We start from the raw sequence: 17871 nt of genomic DNA on the forward strand, positions 1-17871 counted from the left end.
CCAGTATGGCCGCCTTCCGGACCCCGCATTATCACGCAAATCCCATACCGGGCTCCATCTGCGTACGCGATGCTGAACCATCCGCAGGCGCCAGGCTCTGAGTAGCACGGCAACAGGCATCCCGCCAGACGGGACTTTGACGGGGATGCAAGGAAATATCGCCAGCAACCGGCAAGACATGTTTAAATGCTAAGCTTCTTGGGGGAAACGAATGCGCAACACGATCAGGGGTACTGTGCAGTGGATGTTGACCGGAACCATGCTGGCCACCATGGCCGGCTGTTCCATGATGCCGTGGACCGAAGAGGAGGACCCCACCGTGGTCCCCTACAAGACCATTCTCAGCGGTTCCTACCAGGGCTTCCTGAAGAACTGGGATGACCAGCGCCAACCGGTCTTCTGCGCCCTGATCCGCAGCCGCAGCGAATGGGACCGCTGGATGCAGCCGGCCCCGACCAACGGTGACCAGCGCCCCACCGGCCCCTCGGCCGATCACTTCGAACGCAAGCAATACCTGCTGGTGGCCCGCACGATGAGCGCCCCGGATGCGGCCGAACGTCCGCATGTCTTCACGCCGCTGTCGGTACGCCTGCGCGATGGCCGGCTGCGCCTGAACTACCTCTATCGCGCCCCGGCCTCGGGCGCTTCCTACCGCATCAAGGATTACCTGATGGTGGCCATTCCCAAGGAACGCTTCACCACCGGACCGGTGGTGTTCTATGAGAATGATCGCAAGGTGTGTGAGCTAGACCGTTGAACGGCGGCACCGGCTGAAGCACGCGCCCGGCAGGCAGGGCCTGGCTTCAGGGTCTTGCCAGCTTGATGATAGGGAAATGCTTTGCTTCGTAGGCCTCGACCAGCGTCACCAGGACGTCCAGCCTATCCCCTTCAGGCGTGTTCCGCCTGGCCGACATGAGGCCGTCGATTTCCACCAGCGTGGCACGATAGTCGGCCTTTGTCTTGATCGGCTTGATCTCCATGGTCTTTCCCTTAATCGTCTGCGCGTCGATGCGATCGTGCTGGGCGTGCGTGCCGATGAAGCGGACGTAGACGAAGGCGCGTGCACCATAGCAGCCATCCCCTTTCCAGTCCGCCATCGCCCAATAAAAACACCCCAGGTCCGGAAAATCTTCCGTACCTGGGGTGTCTTCTATCCGGCAATCGATGCAGTACAGTGCCGTCGCTCAGGCGCCGTGCGTCATGCCGATGAACTGCTGCAGTTCCGGGGTCTTCGGATTGCCGAACAGTTCTTCCGGCGGTCCGATCTCATGGACCTTGCCCTGGTGCATGAAGACCAGGCGATTGCAGACCTCGCGGGCGAAGCGCATTTCGTGGGTCACCATCAGCAGGGTCATGCCCTCCTTGGCCAGACCGCGCATGACGGTCAGCACTTCATTGACCAGTTCCGGGTCCAGCGCCGAGGTGATTTCGTCGCACAGCAGGGCCTGCGGGCTCATCGACAGCGCGCGCGCAATCGCCACGCGCTGCTGCTGGCCGCCGGAGAGCTGGTCGGGGAAGGCGTCGAACTTGTGACCCAGGCCGACCTTCTCCAGGTTGGCCTTGGCCGTGGCCATGGCTTCGGCTTCGGACGTGCCCTTGACGATCATCGGCGCGATCATCACGTTGCGACCCACCGACAGGTGCGGGAACAGGTTGAATTGCTGGAAGATCATGCCGACCTTCAGGCGCAGGTTGCGCAGTTCCAGTTCGCTGGCGCCCAGCTTGGCGCCGGCCACGCTGATGTTGCCTTCGTCGATGCTCTCCAGACCGTTGATGCAGCGCAGGAGGGTGGACTTGCCCGAGCCGCTCTTGCCGATGATGGCGATCACTTCGCCGGGCTCGACATCCAGGCTGATGCCCTTGAGGACCTCGTTGTCGCCGAAGCGTTTCTTGACGTTGTCAATGGCGATGAGCGGCATTGTATTTCCTTTCTAAAGACTGGCTGTACTTGGACAGCGGCCAGCAAAGCACGAAGTAGAAGGCGCCCACGATGGCGAACACCGTGAAGGGGCGGAAGGTGGCGTTGGTGATGACGGTGCCGGCCTTGGACAGTTCGATGAAGCCGATGATGGACGTCACCGCAGTGGACTTGATGATCTGCACGCCGAAGCCGACGGTGGGCGCAATGGCGATACGGAAGGCCTGCGGCAGCACGATGTAGCGCATCTGCTGGAAGTAGCCCATGGCCAGCACCGAGGAGGCTTCCCACTGCCCCTTGGGTACGGCTTCCACGCAGCCGCGCCAGATTTCGGCGAGATACGAGGCGCTCCAGCACATCAAGGCCAGTCCTGCCGCCAGCCAGGCCGGCACTTCGATGCCGAACAGCGCGATGCCGAAGAAGACCAGGAACAGCTGCATCAGCAGCGGCGTGCCCTGGAACAGTTCGATGTACAGCCGCGCCACCTGACGCAGCCAGTTCTGGCGCGAGGTGCGCATGAACAGGATGATCAGGCCCAGCGCGCCGCCGAGCAGGAAGGTGACCAGCGAGAGCAGGATGGTCCAGCGCCACGCCAGCATCAGGTTGCGGACGATGTCCCAGGTGGTGAACGAGATCATGCGGTCCTCCGGGCGGTGATGAAGTATTGGCCGATCAGGCGCAGCAGTTGGCGCAACAGGATGGCCAGTACCAGGTAGATGGCGGTGGCCACGATGTAGGCCTCGAAGGCGCGGAAGTTGCGGCCCTGGATGTAGTTGGCGGCGAACGACAGTTCTTCCACCGCGATCTGCGAGCACACGGCCGAGCCCAGCATCACGATCACCACCTGCGAGGACAGCGCCGGCCAGATCTTCTGCAGCGCCGGGCGCAGGATGATGTGGCGGAAGATCTGCATGCGCGACATCGACAGCGATTGCGCCGCTTCGATCTGGCCCCGCGGGATGGCCTGCACGCCGGCACGGATGATCTCGGTGCTGTACGCGCCCAGGTTGATCACCATGGCCAGGATGGCGGCGCTGATTTCACTGATATGGATATTCAGCGAAGGCAGGCCGAAGAAGATGAAGAACAATTGCACCAGGAAGGGCGTGTTGCGGATCATCTCCACATAGGCGCTGACGATGGGCTTGAGCCAGCCCGGTCCCTGCGTGCGCGCCCAGGCGCCGAAGATGCCCACGGCCACGCCGAGCACGCCGCCGATGGCAATGAGCTCGATGGTGGTCACCACACCCTTGACGATGACGTCGGTGTAGTCAAGGGTGGAAAGGAAATCGAATTGATAAGCCATGATGTCGTGTCTGCCCTGCCTTTATATTGCTGCGTGCTGCCGGGTTGTCCGCCTGCCCTGCGATGGTGCTCTTGCTCTGAAAACGTGTATCTGGTGCTGCATGCATCGCCGGTTCCGGGCGGAATCGGACCGGCGATGCAGGGTACTGCGGGGCTATTGCAATTTACAGGCCAGCCGGCAGCGGCAGGCCCAGCCACTTCTGCGAGATGGCGTTGAGGCTGCCATCCTTCTTGGCTTCGGCCAGGATCGCGTCGACCTTGTCCTGCAGCTTCTTCTCACCCTTGTTCAGACCGATGAAGCAAGGCGAATCCTTGATCAGGAACTTGGTTTCGGGCTTCTTGGGCGGGTTCTTGGCGATGATGGCAGCGGCCACCACGTTGCCGGTGGCCACCAGTTGCACCTGACCCGAGAGGAAGGAGCTGATGGTGCTGTTGTTGTCTTCGTAGCGCTTCACTGTCGCAGTGGGCGGGACGATCTTGGTCAGTTCCAGGTCTTCCACCGAACCGCGGGTGACCGCGATGGTCTTGCCGGCCAGGTCGGCCGCACCCTTGACGGACAGGTCAGCCGGTCCGAACACGCCGTTGAAGAACGGTGCATAGGCGGCCGAGAAGTCGATCACTTTCTCACGCTCTGCGTTCTTGCCCATGCTGGAGATGACCAGGTCGACCTTCTTGGTGGTCAGGTAGGGGATACGGTTGGCGCTGGAGACCGGGATCAGTTCCACCTTCACGCCCAGCTTCTTGGCGATCAGGGTGGCCACGTCGATGTCCAGTCCCAGTGGCTTGAGGTCGGAGTCGACCGAGCCGAACGGCGGGAAGTCGGCCGGCACGGCCACGCGCAGCGTGCCGTTCTTCTGGATATCGTCCAGGGCGTCGGCACGGGCAGCCGAAGCGGAGAACATCATGGCGCCGGCCATCAGGCCGAGCAGGAGTTTGGTCAGTTTCATAGCAGTTTCCCTAGTGTTGACGACGTTGATGAGTGGCCCTGCGCGGTGCTGGCGCTTACTGCGGCCGTTTGCCTGGCGGGCCCGAGACGTCGGTCCCCGCGGCGGCCCCCTGCCGCGAGACCGATGCCAGTGCCTGCCGCAGCGGTTCCAGCGGATCGCTGCTGCGCACCTGGTTGAGACCTGATTCCACGTGTTGCAAGTGGGCCTGCATCAGGTGCTCAGCCTGTTCCAGATCGCCGCGTTCCAGCGCCTCGACGATCAGGACATGTTCCGAACACGAATCCTCCGCCTGCTCCGACGACTGGTGCAGCATCGCCGTCAGCGTGGTGCGGGCGGTCAGGTCGCGCAGCGTTTCCGACAGCAGCGAGTTGCCCAGGCATTCGCACAGGCAGACGTGGAAGTCGCCCAGCAGATAGCTGCGCGCCCCGACGTCGGCGCCGGCAATGGCGGCCTCTTCGCGGGCGATGTGCTCGCGCAGTTGCCGGATTGCCTCGCCGCTGACCGGACGTACCCGCGCCTGTCGCAGCAGACCCAGCTCGATCACGCGGCGCGCCTCGAAGGCCTCGCGCGCCTGCTCCGGCGTGGGTTCGATGACGAACCAGCCGCGCCGCGCACTGACCGTGACGATGCCGCGTGCCATGAGCCGCGTCAGCGCTTCCCGCACCTGGGTGCGCGAAACGCCGAACAGGTCGGCCAGTTGCTGCTCGCCCAGCCGGGTACCCGGCGCCAATTGCTTGGCGAGGATGGCCTCGGTGATGCGGATCGCAATCTGCGACGACGACTTGACGGAAGGATTGGTGCTCATGTCCCCTCATCAGCAAGTTGTGTGCCACGCTGATATACAAGATTGGCATACAACACACGGCGACGATTATTGGTGGCGAAAAGCTTGTGTGGCAAGGATTTTCGCTGGGTGCTGGGTGGGAGGAATACTGCGGGGGTGAAGTGTGCTGCAGTGCGATGCTAGTGGAAGTGAAGCTTAATACTGCACCTTTTGCTGCTTTTTGGTGCAGGAAAAGATACGCCGGGGTCATCGCCGCCGCCCCGGTTTTGTGCATTGCATTGTCGTCATGCCATCGTTGGTGGCGGGTGACGGCGGGCCTGTCCCGGCCTGCGGGACGATGGCCCTAAGGCAGCCGGCCCAGCGCTTCCCTGGCTTGCCGGTATTGCTCGACCAGTTGCTCCACAATGCGTGCGGCCGGCAGCACTTCGCTGACGGCGCCCAGCCCCTGGCCGCTGCCCCAGATGTCCTTCCAGCGCTTGGGGCGGGCCACATCCATGCCTTGCGCCGGCGCGTCTCGAAGCTGGTCGGGATCGAGGCCGGCGGCGCGGATGCTCGGTTTGAGGTAATTGCCGGGGACGCCGGAGAAATAGGGGGTATAGACGATATCCTCGGCGCTGCCCTGAACGATCATCTGCTTGTACAGCGGTGCCGCCGCCGATTCTTCTGAGGCGATGAAGCGTGTTCCCATATAGACCAGGTCGCAGCCCATGGCCTGTGCCGCCAGGATGCCGCGTCCATCGGAAATGGCGCCGCCCAGTACCAGCAGCCCGTCGAACAGGCGGCGCACCTCGGCCGCCAGGGCGAACGGACTGAGCGCGCCGGCATGCCCCCCGGCCCCGGCGCAGACCAGGATCAGGCCATCCACACCGGCGGCGATGGCCTTGCGCGCATGGCGCAGCGTGGTCACATCGTGCAGCACGATACCGCCATAGGCATGTACCGCAGCCACTACCTGCTCGGGCGCATGCAGCGAGGTGATGACGATCGGCACGCGGTGGCGCACGCAGGTGGCCAGGTCATCCTGCAGGCGCTGGTTGGAGGGATGCACGATCAGGTTCACTGCATAGGGCGCAATGATGCGCGAAGGATGGGCCTGGCGCAGGGCGTCCAGGTCCTCTTCGATGCGGCACAGCCATTGCTCCAGTTGTTCCTGCGGACGGGCATTGAGGGCCGGGAAGGCGCCGACGATGCCGGCCCCGCATTGCGCCGTCACCAGCGCCGGATTGGACACCAGGAACATGGGCGAGCCGATCACCGGCAGCCGCAGCCGTGCCGCCAGGGTGGCGGCGTTCATGCCGTCCTCCCGCTGGCCTGGCCGAAGGCGGCGATGCGTGCGGCCATGTCCGGGCCCTTGCCGGCATTGCGGAATACTTCGTGCGCCAGTCCGGCCGCCAGGGGCAGGCCATCGGTCTCTTCCAGCAGGCGCTTGGTGGCGCGGTGAGAGAACCAGGAGCCGGCCAGCAGCTCGCGTACCAGTGCCTGGAGTTCGGTCTCGAACTGCGCATCGTCGAAGCAGAGATTGGCCAGCCCCATCTCTGCGGCGCGCTGACCGTCGTAACGCCGGCCCAGCAACATCATCTCGCGCGCACGGGCCACGCCGATGCGTCTTGGCAGGCGCTGACTCATGCCCCATAACGGCGTCAGCGCCCAGCGCGCATGGGTATCGGCAAAGCTGGCCGAGCGGCTGCAGACGATCAGGTCGCCGGCCAGCGCCAGTTCCAGCGCACCGGTGTAGCAATGGCCGTGCACAGCCACGATCACCACCTGCGGCAGCCGCGCCAGGCGATCGATGGTGCGCGCCTGCAGATGCGGCAGCGGCAGGGCCTGGCCGGCGGCGATGTCGTGCAGATCGTTGCCGGCCGAGAAGCAGCGGCCGGCACCACGCAGCAGCACCGCACCGATGTGCTCCTGTTGCTGTTCCAGCGCACCCAGGTGGGCGTGCAACTGCTGGAACATCTCTACCGTCAGGGCATTGAGCTTGTCGGGCCGGTTCAGCGTCAGCGTGCATAGCCCATCGCAGTCCTCCCGCAACACCTGCGCGCTCATGACTGCACCGACTGCGCCTGCTGGCGCGCGCCTTCGCGGGTGAGGACGAGGACCTCGCTGTCGCCTTCCTGGGCGACCTCGCCGCGCTGGTTCAGCAGCCGGAAGCGCCGTCCCAGCTTGCCGCTGCGTCCGCTCTTGCCGGCTTCCACCGTCAGGATCTCCAGCTCCAGGTGCAGTGTGTCGCCCACCAGGATGGGTTGCTTGAACTCCCACTGGCGCAAGCCCAGCATGGCAATCACGGAGTGTTCGAAGATGCCCAGCTGGTGCAGCATCCCGGTACACAGGGCGATGCCCAGGGTGCCATGCACCAGGCGCTGACCATAGCGCGTGTGGCGCGCAAATTCGGCATCGGCGTGAATCGGGTTCCAGTCACCGGACAGCATCGAGAACATGGTCAGGTCCGTCTCTGTGAGAGTGCGTCCGCCGCTGGTGAAGCGTTGACCGGGCTGGAAATCTTCGAGGTAGAGGGAAGGCATGCGGGCTCCGTGGGCAAAAGGGTCAGGCGGCTGCGGTCAGCCGTTGCAGCGCCATGTCGCGCAGCTTGGCGCGCTGGATCTTGGTGCCGTTCGAACTCTGGGTGGTCGGGAAGGCATCGACCAACCAGACATGCGCCGGCACCTTGAAGGGCGCCAGGTTCTGGCTGGCGCAGTGCAGGATGGCCTGCGTATCGGGACGGGCGTCGGGCGCGGCGATGACGAAGGCCACCGGCCGCGCCTGGCAGCCGATATCCACCGAGACCACCTGCACATCGGCGACCCCGGCCACGGTCTTGATGACATCCTCGATTTCCACCGGGCTGACCAGATAGCCGCCCAGCCGCATGGCGTCGCCCTGGCGCGTCAGATAGACGAAGCTGCCATCGGCGCGCAGGTATCCGACGTCGCCGGTACGGAAGTAGCCCTCGGCGTCAATTGCGCGGGCGCTGGCTTCGGGGTTGTTCAGATAAGTCACGAAGTTGGTATCGGCGCGGATTTCGATGGCGCCGCTCTGGCCTGGACCCAGCAGCTCGCCACTGTCGATGTCGCGGATGCGGATCTGCACGCCGAAAGCGTGGCTGGCCGGCAGGCCACCGCCGAGAATGCGCTCCGACAGCGGCAACGCGCGCGCTTGCAGCGAGAACAGTGCCTGCACCTCGGACGAGCCGTACAGACCGATCAGGGGGATGCCTCTGGCCCAGGCGGCCTCGGTGAATTCCACCACGCCCGGATGGAAGCAGGCAAAACCGAATACGCGTGCACTGGGGAAGGGGCGTTCGCCCTGTCCGTGTTCGATGATGCGACGGAACATCTCGTCGCTGCCGAAGACATGCGTGACCGCGTGGCGCACGATGAGCTGCGCGGCCTGTTCTCCATCGAAGGTATCCATCATCACGATGGGCTGGCCGGCAACGAAGGTCGCCATCGCCGCATTGAATCCGAACACGCCGGCGAAGGGCAGGGCCGCCAGCAGCCGCACCCCATCCTCGCTGAAGCCATAGGCCGGCGCCGCGCGCTGGCTGTGCAGGCAGATCGTGCGCTGGCTATGCAGCACCAGCTTGGGACCGCTGGTGGTACCTGACGTGGTGAAGAGGATACTGGCCATATCCGGTGCGGCGGCCGTGATGGGGTCGTCGGCGGCCACCGGCGGCAGCCGATGCAGATCGAAGCGCACTGCGGGTTTGCCCAGTACCTGCGTGGGTGGCGTATCGCCGGCATCCAGTACCACCACCTCGCGCAGCGCTGCTGCAGCTTGCGCCGGCACATCGGCCAGCACCGCCGGAAAATCGATCTTGCGGAAGTTCAGTTGCAACACCAGCAGACTGGCCTGGGAACGTTCCAGGATGTAGGCCAGCTCGTGCGAGCGATAGCGGGTATTGACCGTCATCACGGCGGCGCCCAGACGCGCCAGTGCGAAGTACAGCGCCAACCACTCGATGCGGTTGACCAGCCACAGCGCCACCCGGTCGCCGGGCCTGACGCCGCGCGCCTGCAGCCAGGCTGCGCTGCGTCGGACCATGTCATCGAATTGTGCGTAGGTAATGCGCTCTTCATCGACGATGAAGGCGGTGGCGTCGCCGCGTTCGGCCACATGACGGGCCAGCAGAGCGGGCAGGGTCAGCAGGGTCTGCGGAGTTTGCGGAGTTTGCGGAGTTTGCGGAGTTTGCAGAGTTTGGTCGGGCATCAGTACAGCTCCATCAGCTTGGCGTTGTCGTCCAGTTCGGCGGGCAGGGCTTCGCGGATGATGGCACCGGACTTCATGACCACCACCCGATCCGAGATCTTCAGGGCCTGCTTGACGTTCTGCTCCACCAGCAGGATCGCCATGCCGGTCTCGCGCTGCAGTTGCCGGATCGGTTGCAGCAGGTCCTGGAACAACTTGGGTGCCAGACCGATCGAGGGTTCGTCCATCAGCAGGCAGCGTGGCCGCGACAGCAGTGCGCGACCGATGGAAACCATCTGTTGCTGGCCGCCCGAGAGGGTGCCGGCGCGGCGCCCGTAGAACTGCCGTAGCGCTGGCAGGACCGACATCACCCAGTCCAGGCGTGCCTGGCGTTCGCCTTCGGCCACGCCGGCGGCCCACAGCCCCATCTTCATGGTCTCGGCCACCGTCAGTCCGGGAAACACTCCACGCCCCTCCGGCACCAGCGAGACACCGGCCGCACACAGGCGACGCGGCTCCACTACCGCCAGCGGTTGGCCGTCCAGCAGCACCTGGCCTTCCTGGCGGGCGACCAGACCGAACAGCGTCTTCAACAGGGTCGACTTGCCGGCGCCGTTATGCCCGATCAGACAGAGCACTTCGCCCGGCAGCAGGCGGAAATCGAAATCGCGCAATACCGGACGACCGCCATAGCCCACCACCAGCTGGCGGGTCTCCAGCAGGGCCGGGGCAGAGTCGGGATGGACTTGGGCATTCATGAGGTCTGGTCTCCGAAATAGATGGCGGCGAGGTGCGGATTCTTCAGTACCTCGTCCGGCAGGCCATCGGCCAGCAGCTTGCCCTGATCGAGGAAGGCGATGCGGTCGGAAATCCCGACCACGATATCGAGGTTGTGTTCGATGATGCACACCGTCACGCCCTTGGCGACCTCGCTGCGCAGTAGTCCGAGGAAGCGCTCGTAGGAGCTGCGGTCCAGGCCCGAGGCCGGTTCGTCGAGCAGCCAGATGCGGGCATCGGCGGCCATGATGCGGGCCATGCTGAGAAACTTGCGTTCCGCATAGGAGAGGTCGATGGCACGGGTGCGCGCCTTGGTCTCCAGGCCGGTGCGTGCCAGGATATCGTGCACCCGTTCCAGGCGCTGCTGGCGCGCGGCACGCCCGCCCGGTTGCCAGATCCACGACACCGGCTCCATCACCGTCAGCACGTTTTCTTCCACGCTCATCTGGTTGAACAGGCGCAGGTCCTGGAAGGTACGGGCGATGCCCATGCGCGCGATCTGGAAGTGGCGGCGACCGATCAGGGATTGACCGCGCCACAGGATCTCCCCGTCATCCGGGACCAGATGGCCGGTGATCTGGTTGAACAGCGTGGTCTTGCCCGCGCCATTGGGGCCGACCAGCGTGGTGACGATGCCGGCGCGCAGATCCAGGCTCACATCGTTGGTCACCTTCAAGCCGCCGAAGCTCTTGTTGAGGTGGCGTATCGACAGCAGCACTTCGCCATCGCCCTGCGGCGCAAGCGCAGCCTGCATGGCGCCTTCGTGTTCGGTGATGGCATTCATGCGGCCTTCTCCTTGGCGGGTCGTGCGGACGAGGAACCGACGATGCCGCCGGGGCGATAGATCATCAGCAGCACCATGGCCAGGCCATAAGCGATCTGCTGGATCGAGCCGATCTCGGTTTGCGGCAGGAAGGACATGTAGCTGAACACGCCCGGCAGCAGCATCAGCAGCACCGTGCCCACCAGGGGGCCGAGCAGGGTGCCGGTGCCACCGATGATGACCATGGCCATCAGCAGTACCGAGGTGTCGAGCATGAAGCTCTCGACATTGATGAAGCCCATGTAGAACGCGTAGAGGGCGCCCGCCACCGCGGCCAGCATGGCCGAGATCACCACCGACAACGTCTTGATCACGGCCACGTTCTTGCCGCAGGCATGCGCGGCCGATTCACTGTCGCGGATGGCCTTGAGATTGCGACCGAACGAGGAGCGCAACAGCACGCTGGTCAGCAGCAGTACCGGGATCAGGCAGCACAGTGCCAGCAGCAGGAACTGCACCGGATCGGCCACGGCATGCCCGAACAGTTCGGCGGGCGGGATACCGATCATGCCGCCCAGCCCGCCGGTGACCGACTTCCATTCGGAGAACACGGTCACCCCCAGGACCTGCAGCCCCAGCGAGGCGGCCACGAAATATTCGCCGCGTACCCGCAACGCCGGCAGTGCCAGTACCAGCGACAGGGCGCCGGCCACCAGCATGGCCAGCGGGATCACCAGGAAGATGTTGGCGCTGGCGTGGAGCGCCAGCCAGGCCGCGCTATAGGCCCCTACGCCGAAGAAGATGGCGTGGGCGATCGAAAAGATGCCGGCATAGCCCATGATGAAATTGAGCGTGATGGCCAGCACCGCATTGATGCACATGAGCGTGGCCAGGTTCAGGAGATAGGCAAGCATGGTGGCCTCAGCTGGTGGCGACCCGACCGAAGAAGCCGGAGGGGCGGAACAGGATGAACAGGAACAGCACGATGAAGGTGATGGCCTCGCTCCATTGCGGCTCGAACCAGGCCAGCGCCAGGTTTTCGGCCAGGCCCAGCAACAGGCCGGCGCAGGCGGCGCCACGCAGGCTGCCCACGCCGCCCACGATGGTGGCGGCCAGGCTGATGAGCATGACGTGGTGACCGATGGCTGGATTGAGTCCCGAGCCGGCCGCCGACAGCAGCGCTGCCGGCACCACCAGCAGCGAACCGAGTGCGAACACCATCATCGACAGCCGGCGCGGCGACAGGCCGTAGGCGCGCACCAGTTCCGGGTTCTCCGAGAGGGCGCGCATGGCCATGCCGGTATGGGTGCGCATGAGGAAGAGCTGCAGTGCGAAGAAGAACAGCAGCGCGATCACGATGGCAATGCCGGCCAGCGGTGACACATATAGCCCCGGCAGCCATTCGACGCTGCGCGAGAGCGGTGTGCTGACGGCCACGAAGCTGCGTCCGAACAGCATGCCGCACAGGTTCTGTACCACGATGCCGACCCCGAAGGAAGCGACGAAGACGGTGAAGAACGATCCCTCGTGCTTCTGGATCGGTACATACACGAAGCGGTTCAGCGCCAGTCCGAACAGGACCGCCGCTGCGGCCGAAGCCAGTACCGCCAGGCTCCAGTGCCACTGCGCGATGGACAGCAGGTCATAGAACACGTAGGCGGCGATGGTAAAGGTGGAGCCGTGGGCGAAATGGAAGATGCGGGTGGAGCCGAAGATCAGCGAAAACCCCACCGCAATGAGCGCATACAGGGCGCCCACCTGTACTCCATTGATCAATAGCTGTAGCAATAGCATGTCTGGATCCTCCGGGTGCCGTCCGGCGACGGACGGCACGCTCCTGTAGTTGCACCGATGGCCGGGATACCGGATCAGCGGGCCGAGGTGCTGACCACCTTGCCACCCTTGCCGTCGATCTCGTTGATCTGCATCGGCATGGTGACCGTACCGTTGGCCGCGAAGCTGACCTTGCCGCCGACCAGGTCGAAGCTGGCGCTCTCGATGCGCTGCTTGAGCAGGTTCTCACCGGTGACAGGCAGTCCCTTCTTGATCAGCTGCTGTGCCAGCAGGCCGAACATGCGTACCGCGTTGTAGTAGTTGGCGATATAGGCCGTGGGCATCTTGTTGTACTTCTTGCGGTAGTCGTCGACGAAGCGTCGCGTCACCGGATCCTGTGAATTCCAGTCGATGTTCTGCGAGGTGTAGAGCGAGCCGGCGGCCTCGGGCAGGGCATTGATCTCCGGAATCGAGAAGGCGGTATAGCTGGCGAACTGCTGCTTGATGCCGTTGTCGCGGAACTGCTTGACGATCTGCGACTGCTGCGAGCCGTAGGAGGCCACGTAGATCACGTCCGGATTGGCGGCCCGCACACGCGCGGCGATGCCGCCGAACTGCTGCGCCGTGGCCGGCACCGACAGGGCTTCTACCAGCTTGCCACCGGCACCGGGCAGCACGCTTTCCATTTCCTTGCGGATGGCCTGGCCGAGCGGATCATCGACATAGACCAGCACGAAGTTCTTCAGCTTGCGCTCGTTGATCAGGTAGGGAATGATGGCCCGCACTTCATAGTTGGCCAGCGGGATGATGTTCCAGAAATAGGGACCGAGTTCGGCCAGGTCCGGTCCCACGCCGCCGCCGTTGACGGCGACCGTCTTGCTGCGTCCGGCAATGGTGGAAATGGCCTTGGAAACGCCGGTGAAGGCCGACAGTACATAAGGAACCTTCTCCACGTTGACCAGCTTGTTCATGCCGATCACCCCCTGTTGCGGCAGCGCCTGGCTGTCTTCGTACTGGATGCTCAGCTTGCCGCCCAGCATCTGGTCGGCATTGATGTGGTCGGCCGCCAGATTGGCACCTGAACCGAAGATGTCGCCATAGGAAGCGTTCGGGCCACTCATCGGGAACAGCGCGCCGATGCTTATGTCCCCCGCGCGCGCCAGACCCGGTGCGGCAGACATTGTCAGTGCGCAGGCCATGATCCCGGCCGTCCATGCCTTGTTCCACTTGCTCATGTTCATCTCCTTGTCTCCTCGCTTGTGATAGGCGCTGGTCGGATGGCCGCGCCGGTTTGTACCGTCAATGCCCCCGAAAGACGGGGCTGCGTTTTTCGCGGAAAGCGCTCACGCCCTCCCGGTAGTCATCGGTATGGCCGAGCGCACGTTGACCCTCGGTCTCCAGGTCGAGTTGGCGTGCCAGGTCGTTGTGGGCGGCGGCATGGATGGCGGCCTTGGTCAGACCCAGGGCACGGGTGGCGCTGCCGGCCAGCTGCTGCACCAGCGCCTGGCTGGTCGCTTCGAACTGCGCGTCGTCCACGCAGCGCCAGATCAGGCCCCAGTTGGCCGCCTGTTCGGCATCCAGCCGCTCGTTGAGCAGGCACAGCCCCAGGGCACGCGCCGTGCCGATGCGCTGTGGCAGAAACTGCGTGGCACCACCGTCTGGCATCAAGCCCAGTCGTGAGAAACCCTGCATGAAGTAGGCCGAGCGAGTGGCGATGACGATGTCGCAAGCCAGCACCAGGGTGGCGCCTACGCCCACCGCCAGTCCATTCATGAGGCACACCACGGGCACCGGCAAGGCACGCAGGCGCAGCATCAGGGGTTTGTAGTAACGCTCCAGGGCCGCACCGAGATCGCGCTGCTGGCCGGGCGGCAGCGGCGCGCGGTCGCTCTGGTCCTGGCCGGCGCAGAAGGCGCGTCCGCGACCGGTCAACACCAGCACCCGCAAGCCCGACTCTCCTTCGATGCGATCAAGGAAGGCACGAATCTGCTCATGCATGGCGTCGTTGAAGCTGTTGAGCCGCTCCGGCCGGTTCAGCGTAATGCTGGCCACGCCCTGCTCGAAGCTGCACAGTACGGAACTGTCCTCCATGGCGCTCATCCCTTACTCCTGCTCGCGCAGGTGGGCGCTGGCGCGGGCTTCGATCTCGTGCCACAGCTGATAGGACATGGGCGATTCCGATTCCTCCAGCAGATGGCCGACCAGGCCGATGGCGCGCGCCATCACGCCGAAGCCGCGCACGATCTTCCAGGGAAAGCCGAACTCGCAGCAGATGGCACCCAGCGCGCCGGTGGCATTGATGGGCAGCTGCTTGCCGGAGGCCCGTTCGGCCTCTTGCTGGATCAGCTGGATCAGTTGTACATAGCGTCCCGCTATGCCGTTCTCCTGCGCCAGCGCGAACAGGCGTGGGGTACGTGGATCGATGGGCTTGTGCACCGGATGGCCGAGCCCGGGGATGATCTGCCGGCGCTCGCGATAGTGCGCCACCGTCTGCACTGCCAGGGTCGGCAGGTCAGCGTCGTCGCCGGCCTGTTCGAAGGCTTCGTAGAGCATCCGGGCGGCGCCTTCGGTGGTGCCGACGAAGACCGTACCCAGTCCGCACAGGCCGGCCGCCACCGCCGCCTGCAGCGACTCCGGCGCACCGGCATAGGTCATGCGTGCGGCGATCGCACTGGGGGTGATGCCGTGTTCCACCAGCGTGATCAACAGGGCGTTGAACATGTTGGATTGTTGCGGCGTGGCAGTCTTGCCGGTCAATTGCAGGTAGGCGAAGTCGCCCAGGTTCATCTTGCCCAGGATGTCGTCGGGCAGGCTCTTGCCGCGCACCACGATGCGGTCGGCCGTGCTGAAGGCGATGTCGGAGCGGATCGGCTGGTTGTTGCTGGTCATGGGGTCTCCGTGGAGAAGTTCGAAGGCGTGGCATCGGTCATTTCGGCGGTACCGTTGGCGAGCACGATCACATCGCGTTCCAGCGCACGCATCTGGAACTGCAGATAGCGACCGTCACGCCAGATTTCGGTACGCAGGGTTTCACCCGGGTAGACCGGGGCGGAAAAGCGCGTGGCCAGGGCGCACAGGCGGCTGGCGTCGTAATCGCAGCAGCTGCGTAGCAGGGCGTGGCAGGCGATGCCATAGGTCGCCAGGCCGTGCAGGATGGGCCGCCCGAAGCCGGCACGCAGGGCGGTCTGTGGATCGGCGTGCAATGGGTTGCGATCGGAAGAGAGGCGATACAGCAGTGCCGCCTCCGACCGGGTCGGCAGGTCACAATGCAGGTCGGGCGCGCGCGTCGGGACCGTTGGCATGGGCGCCGACGGGGCATCGGCTGGCGTGTGCGCATCGCTGAAGCCGCCGTCGCCACGACAGAAGCTGGTCTGTTCCACCGTTGCCAGCAGCTCGCCGCCGGCATCGCGCAATTCGCGCTCCACGATCAGCAGCGCGCCCTTGTCACGCCCCTTGTCGATCACCGCCCTGACCCGCGAGCGGCCGACCACGCTGCCGCTGGCCGGCAATGGGCGATGCAGACGCAGGCGCTGTTCGCCATGGACGACCTTGAGCAGGTCCACCCCGGCTTGCGGCGCGCCCATCCACAGGCCGGGGTGCGCCAGGATCACCGCCATGCTTGGCAAGGCCTGCAGGCGGGCCTCGTAGACGTAGCGCAGGGCTCCGTCGCGTTGCCCGTCGTCGCTGGTGGCGGCGGCTCCCAGTCCCACTGCCAAGGCATAGCGCATGGTGTCATCGGCGTCGTAGGCGTGCTGCAGGACCGGGAATTGCCAGTTCTTCAGGGTCTGGTAATCGATGCTCATGATGGGCTCGTTGCCGTGACCGGTTCAGACCGGGTCCCACTGGAAGACATCGGCGGAGCGATCCAGCGGCACGAAGCTGGCCTTGAGGGCTGGCATGGCATGCTCGGCCACGGTCTGTGCGGTCCAGCCCTCGCCACGGTGGATGGAGCGCAGCGGACGCGGCTGGCTCATCAGGAAGATCTCATTGTTGCGCACCGTGAAGACCTGGCCATTGACGTCGGCGGCAGCGTCGCTGGCCAGATAAGTGGCCAGCGGCGCGATCTTGTCGGGTGTCATGCGCTTGATCTTGTCCACCCTGGCCTGCTGTTCCTCGTTCTTGACCGGGATGGAACTGATCATGCGGCTCCACGCAAACGGCGCGATGCAGTTGGAGCGCACATTGAATTTCTGCATATCCAGTGCGATCGATTTGGACAATGCCGTCAGTCCCAATTTTGCGGCCGAATAGTTGGCCTGACCCAGATTGCCGATCAGGCCCGAGGTCGAGGTCATGTGCACCAGGCTGCCCGATTGCTGTTCGCGGAAGTGCAGCGCCGCAGCGCGACTGACGTGATAGGCGCCATAGAGGTGGACCTTGATCACGGCATCCCATTCGTCGCCACTCATCTTGTGAAACAGCGCGTCACGCAGGATGCCGGCGTTATTGACCACGCAATCGACGCGACCGAAGCTTTGCACTGCCTGCTCCACGATGCGTGCCGCGCTGGCGGGGTCGGCCACGCTGTCGGTGTTGGCCACGGCCTGGCCGCCGGCCTGGCGGATCTCATCGACCACCTGCTGCGCCGGACCGGCGCTGGCGCCTTCACCGGTGAGCGAGACACCGATGTCGTTGACCACCACGGCGGCACCCTGCTGCGCCATCGCCAACGCGATTTCACGTCCGATGCCGCCACCGGACCCGGTGACGATGACGACCTTTCCTTCCAGCATGCGGGGAGTGCTCATCTTTTTTCCTGTGCGGGAAACGACGGGCAAAGCTGCGCCCTCGCGCCGGTCTGCGCGTTGTCGTTTCGGTTGATCGGTGGTGCCGGTTCCGGTCGTGACCGGGATCCCGTGAACGCTGTGCGCCGTGACTCCTGCGGGAGTGGTGGCAGCGAACTGCTGCTGATGCTGACGTAATGGTGTTGCTTACACGTGCGTACTGCTGCGACGGGTGTGGCTGGTGTCTCGTGTGTTCTGCTGTTCTTGTATGCGCTTGCCGGTGCTGCTGGTACTGCGATGTGCGTATAGTCTGGAAGAGCCAAAACAGTGTCAAGCCGGCCGGAGACGATGTTCCGTACATCGGAATGAATTTTTTTCTTCCATCCTTCGTGTCACTGATCGACCGGCCGGCAGCGGCCAATTGCGCGCCGCAAGAGAAAATCAGAGTGCCTCTAGAAGTCCCCAGAATACAAGGCGGATTTGGGATAGCTGCATCGCATCAAAGCTGGTCAGGAATCTGCGGATGATCTGCGCCGTTGGAGAGAAAATTCAAAACTACATTGGAAATTCCAAAGTACGGAACATAAAATATTCATCGGTTGACCCTCGGCGGATCGTTGTCGCAAGGTAGCGTCCAGGAAACAATCCCGCGCCTCGCGCTCTGCGCAAGGCCGGACCATAGAGGGCAAGGAGAC

Annotated in this window: 20 protein-coding genes; 1 reads left to right on the forward strand and 19 read right to left on the reverse strand. The window is 64.3% G+C overall.

The features are described 5' to 3' along the window. Positions 1–211 precede the first annotated feature (211 nt). Positions 212–757, forward strand: coding sequence for a hypothetical protein (locus HFRIS_RS01440; protein WP_006461428.1), 546 nt, complete (start codon positions 212–214; stop codon positions 755–757). A gap of 46 nt (positions 758–803) precedes the next feature. On the opposite strand, the gene HFRIS_RS26070 is transcribed toward HFRIS_RS01440, so the two are convergent. From HFRIS_RS26070 to HFRIS_RS01535, 19 genes are all read right to left on the reverse strand, one after another. Further along, on the reverse strand, positions 804–1097 hold the full coding sequence (locus HFRIS_RS26070; protein ID WP_006461429.1) for a helix-turn-helix domain-containing protein: 294 nt from the start codon (positions 1095–1097) through the stop codon (positions 804–806). 87 nt (positions 1098–1184) lie between these two features. After that, complete coding sequence (locus HFRIS_RS01450) at positions 1185–1919, reverse strand: amino acid ABC transporter ATP-binding protein (protein ID WP_006461430.1); 735 nt, start codon at positions 1917–1919, stop codon at positions 1185–1187. After that, positions 1900–2556, reverse strand: coding sequence for an amino acid ABC transporter permease (locus HFRIS_RS01455; protein WP_006461431.1), 657 nt, complete (start codon positions 2554–2556; stop codon positions 1900–1902). The genes HFRIS_RS01450 and HFRIS_RS01455 overlap by 20 nt, the downstream gene beginning before the upstream one ends. Further along, complete coding sequence (locus HFRIS_RS01460; RefSeq protein WP_006461432.1) at positions 2553–3224, reverse strand: amino acid ABC transporter permease; 672 nt, start codon at positions 3222–3224, stop codon at positions 2553–2555. Before HFRIS_RS01460 ends, HFRIS_RS01455 begins: the two co-directional genes overlap by 4 nt. Positions 3225–3387: 163 nt before the next feature. After that, positions 3388–4170: a transporter substrate-binding domain-containing protein gene (locus HFRIS_RS01465; protein ID WP_006461433.1), complete on the reverse strand. Its 783-nt coding sequence runs from the start codon at positions 4168–4170 to the stop codon at positions 3388–3390. 55 nt (positions 4171–4225) lie between these two features. Further along, positions 4226–4975 carry a GntR family transcriptional regulator gene (locus tag HFRIS_RS01470; RefSeq protein WP_006461434.1) on the reverse strand — a complete coding sequence of 250 codons (750 nt, stop codon included), beginning with the start codon at positions 4973–4975 and terminating at the stop codon, positions 4226–4228. A 322-nt stretch (positions 4976–5297) separates the two neighbouring features. Beyond that, positions 5298–6248 carry an NAD(P)H-dependent flavin oxidoreductase gene (locus HFRIS_RS01475; protein ID WP_006461435.1) on the reverse strand — a complete coding sequence of 317 codons (951 nt, stop codon included), beginning with the start codon at positions 6246–6248 and terminating at the stop codon, positions 5298–5300. After that, positions 6245–7000 (reverse strand): enoyl-CoA hydratase/isomerase family protein, encoded by a 756-nt coding sequence (locus HFRIS_RS01480; RefSeq protein WP_006461436.1) that lies wholly within the window; start codon positions 6998–7000, stop codon positions 6245–6247. The genes HFRIS_RS01475 and HFRIS_RS01480 overlap by 4 nt, the downstream gene beginning before the upstream one ends. Further along, complete coding sequence (locus HFRIS_RS01485; protein WP_006461437.1) at positions 6997–7476, reverse strand: MaoC/PaaZ C-terminal domain-containing protein; 480 nt, start codon at positions 7474–7476, stop codon at positions 6997–6999. The genes HFRIS_RS01480 and HFRIS_RS01485 overlap by 4 nt, the downstream gene beginning before the upstream one ends. Positions 7477–7498: 22 nt before the next feature. Next, the gene (locus tag HFRIS_RS01490; RefSeq protein ID WP_006461438.1) at positions 7499–9160 is read right to left on the reverse strand and encodes an AMP-binding protein; all 1662 of its coding nucleotides are present in this window, start codon (positions 9158–9160) and stop codon (positions 7499–7501) included. Continuing rightward, the gene (locus tag HFRIS_RS01495) at positions 9160–9897 is read right to left on the reverse strand and encodes an ABC transporter ATP-binding protein (RefSeq protein WP_006461439.1); all 738 of its coding nucleotides are present in this window, start codon (positions 9895–9897) and stop codon (positions 9160–9162) included. Before HFRIS_RS01495 ends, HFRIS_RS01490 begins: the two co-directional genes overlap by 1 nt. Then, positions 9894–10700 (reverse strand): ABC transporter ATP-binding protein, encoded by an 807-nt coding sequence (locus HFRIS_RS01500; protein WP_006461440.1) that lies wholly within the window; start codon positions 10698–10700, stop codon positions 9894–9896. Before HFRIS_RS01500 ends, HFRIS_RS01495 begins: the two co-directional genes overlap by 4 nt. Beyond that, positions 10697–11593 (reverse strand): branched-chain amino acid ABC transporter permease, encoded by an 897-nt coding sequence (locus HFRIS_RS01505; RefSeq protein WP_006461441.1) that lies wholly within the window; start codon positions 11591–11593, stop codon positions 10697–10699. The genes HFRIS_RS01500 and HFRIS_RS01505 overlap by 4 nt, the downstream gene beginning before the upstream one ends. 7 nt (positions 11594–11600) lie before the next feature. Continuing rightward, positions 11601–12473 (reverse strand): branched-chain amino acid ABC transporter permease, encoded by an 873-nt coding sequence (locus HFRIS_RS01510; RefSeq protein WP_039873933.1) that lies wholly within the window; start codon positions 12471–12473, stop codon positions 11601–11603. A gap of 74 nt (positions 12474–12547) precedes the next feature. After that, positions 12548–13687, reverse strand: a complete 1140-nt coding sequence (locus HFRIS_RS01515; RefSeq protein ID WP_006461447.1) for an ABC transporter substrate-binding protein — start codon at positions 13685–13687, stop codon at positions 12548–12550. A gap of 64 nt (positions 13688–13751) precedes the next feature. Continuing rightward, positions 13752–14552 carry a 2-(1,2-epoxy-1,2-dihydrophenyl)acetyl-CoA isomerase PaaG gene (paaG, locus tag HFRIS_RS01520; RefSeq protein ID WP_006461448.1) on the reverse strand — a complete coding sequence of 267 codons (801 nt, stop codon included), beginning with the start codon at positions 14550–14552 and terminating at the stop codon, positions 13752–13754. Between the two features lie 3 nt (positions 14553–14555). Continuing rightward, the gene (locus HFRIS_RS01525; RefSeq protein WP_006461449.1) at positions 14556–15341 is read right to left on the reverse strand and encodes a citryl-CoA lyase; all 786 of its coding nucleotides are present in this window, start codon (positions 15339–15341) and stop codon (positions 14556–14558) included. After that, complete coding sequence (locus HFRIS_RS01530; protein ID WP_006461450.1) at positions 15338–16255, reverse strand: MaoC family dehydratase; 918 nt, start codon at positions 16253–16255, stop codon at positions 15338–15340. Before HFRIS_RS01530 ends, HFRIS_RS01525 begins: the two co-directional genes overlap by 4 nt. Before the next feature lie 24 nt (positions 16256–16279). Beyond that, complete coding sequence (locus tag HFRIS_RS01535) at positions 16280–17185, reverse strand: SDR family NAD(P)-dependent oxidoreductase (RefSeq protein ID WP_006461451.1); 906 nt, start codon at positions 17183–17185, stop codon at positions 16280–16282. Between the last annotated feature and the right edge of the window lie 686 nt (positions 17186–17871).

Source organism: Herbaspirillum frisingense GSF30 (assembly GCF_000300975.2).
Classification (GTDB): Bacteria; Pseudomonadota; Gammaproteobacteria; order Burkholderiales; family Burkholderiaceae_D; genus Herbaspirillum; species Herbaspirillum frisingense.

What these genes read in the sequence shown, in the direction of transcription:
- HFRIS_RS01515 (WP_006461447.1), bottom strand. Translation starts at nt 13,687, where the DNA reads ATGAGCAAGTGGAACAAGGCATGGACGGCCGGGATCATGGCCTGCGCA.
- HFRIS_RS01465 (WP_006461433.1), bottom strand. Translation starts at nt 4,170, where the DNA reads ATGAAACTGACCAAACTCCTGCTCGGCCTGATGGCCGGCGCCATGATG.
- HFRIS_RS01495 (WP_006461439.1), bottom strand. Translation starts at nt 9,897, where the DNA reads ATGAATGCCCAAGTCCATCCCGACTCTGCCCCGGCCCTGCTGGAGACC.
- HFRIS_RS01525 (WP_006461449.1), bottom strand. Translation starts at nt 15,341, where the DNA reads ATGACCAGCAACAACCAGCCGATCCGCTCCGACATCGCCTTCAGCACG.
- HFRIS_RS01510 (WP_039873933.1), bottom strand. Translation starts at nt 12,473, where the DNA reads ATGCTATTGCTACAGCTATTGATCAATGGAGTACAGGTGGGCGCCCTG.
- HFRIS_RS01455 (WP_006461431.1), bottom strand. Translation starts at nt 2,556, where the DNA reads ATGATCTCGTTCACCACCTGGGACATCGTCCGCAACCTGATGCTGGCG.
- paaG (WP_006461448.1), bottom strand. Translation starts at nt 14,552, where the DNA reads ATGAGCGCCATGGAGGACAGTTCCGTACTGTGCAGCTTCGAGCAGGGC.
- HFRIS_RS01505 (WP_006461441.1), bottom strand. Translation starts at nt 11,593, where the DNA reads ATGCTTGCCTATCTCCTGAACCTGGCCACGCTCATGTGCATCAATGCG.
- HFRIS_RS01500 (WP_006461440.1), bottom strand. Translation starts at nt 10,700, where the DNA reads ATGAATGCCATCACCGAACACGAAGGCGCCATGCAGGCTGCGCTTGCG.
- HFRIS_RS01450 (WP_006461430.1), bottom strand. Translation starts at nt 1,919, where the DNA reads ATGCCGCTCATCGCCATTGACAACGTCAAGAAACGCTTCGGCGACAAC.
- HFRIS_RS01460 (WP_006461432.1), bottom strand. Translation starts at nt 3,224, where the DNA reads ATGGCTTATCAATTCGATTTCCTTTCCACCCTTGACTACACCGACGTC.
- HFRIS_RS01475 (WP_006461435.1), bottom strand. Translation starts at nt 6,248, where the DNA reads ATGAACGCCGCCACCCTGGCGGCACGGCTGCGGCTGCCGGTGATCGGC.
- HFRIS_RS01535 (WP_006461451.1), bottom strand. Translation starts at nt 17,185, where the DNA reads ATGCTGGAAGGAAAGGTCGTCATCGTCACCGGGTCCGGTGGCGGCATC.
- HFRIS_RS01530 (WP_006461450.1), bottom strand. Translation starts at nt 16,255, where the DNA reads ATGAGCATCGATTACCAGACCCTGAAGAACTGGCAATTCCCGGTCCTG.
- HFRIS_RS01440 (WP_006461428.1), top strand. Translation starts at nt 212, where the DNA reads ATGCGCAACACGATCAGGGGTACTGTGCAGTGGATGTTGACCGGAACC.
- HFRIS_RS01480 (WP_006461436.1), bottom strand. Translation starts at nt 7,000, where the DNA reads ATGAGCGCGCAGGTGTTGCGGGAGGACTGCGATGGGCTATGCACGCTG.
- HFRIS_RS26070 (WP_006461429.1), bottom strand. Translation starts at nt 1,097, where the DNA reads ATGGCGGACTGGAAAGGGGATGGCTGCTATGGTGCACGCGCCTTCGTC.
- HFRIS_RS01490 (WP_006461438.1), bottom strand. Translation starts at nt 9,160, where the DNA reads ATGCCCGACCAAACTCTGCAAACTCCGCAAACTCCGCAAACTCCGCAA.
- HFRIS_RS01470 (WP_006461434.1), bottom strand. Translation starts at nt 4,975, where the DNA reads ATGAGCACCAATCCTTCCGTCAAGTCGTCGTCGCAGATTGCGATCCGC.
- HFRIS_RS01485 (WP_006461437.1), bottom strand. Translation starts at nt 7,476, where the DNA reads ATGCCTTCCCTCTACCTCGAAGATTTCCAGCCCGGTCAACGCTTCACC.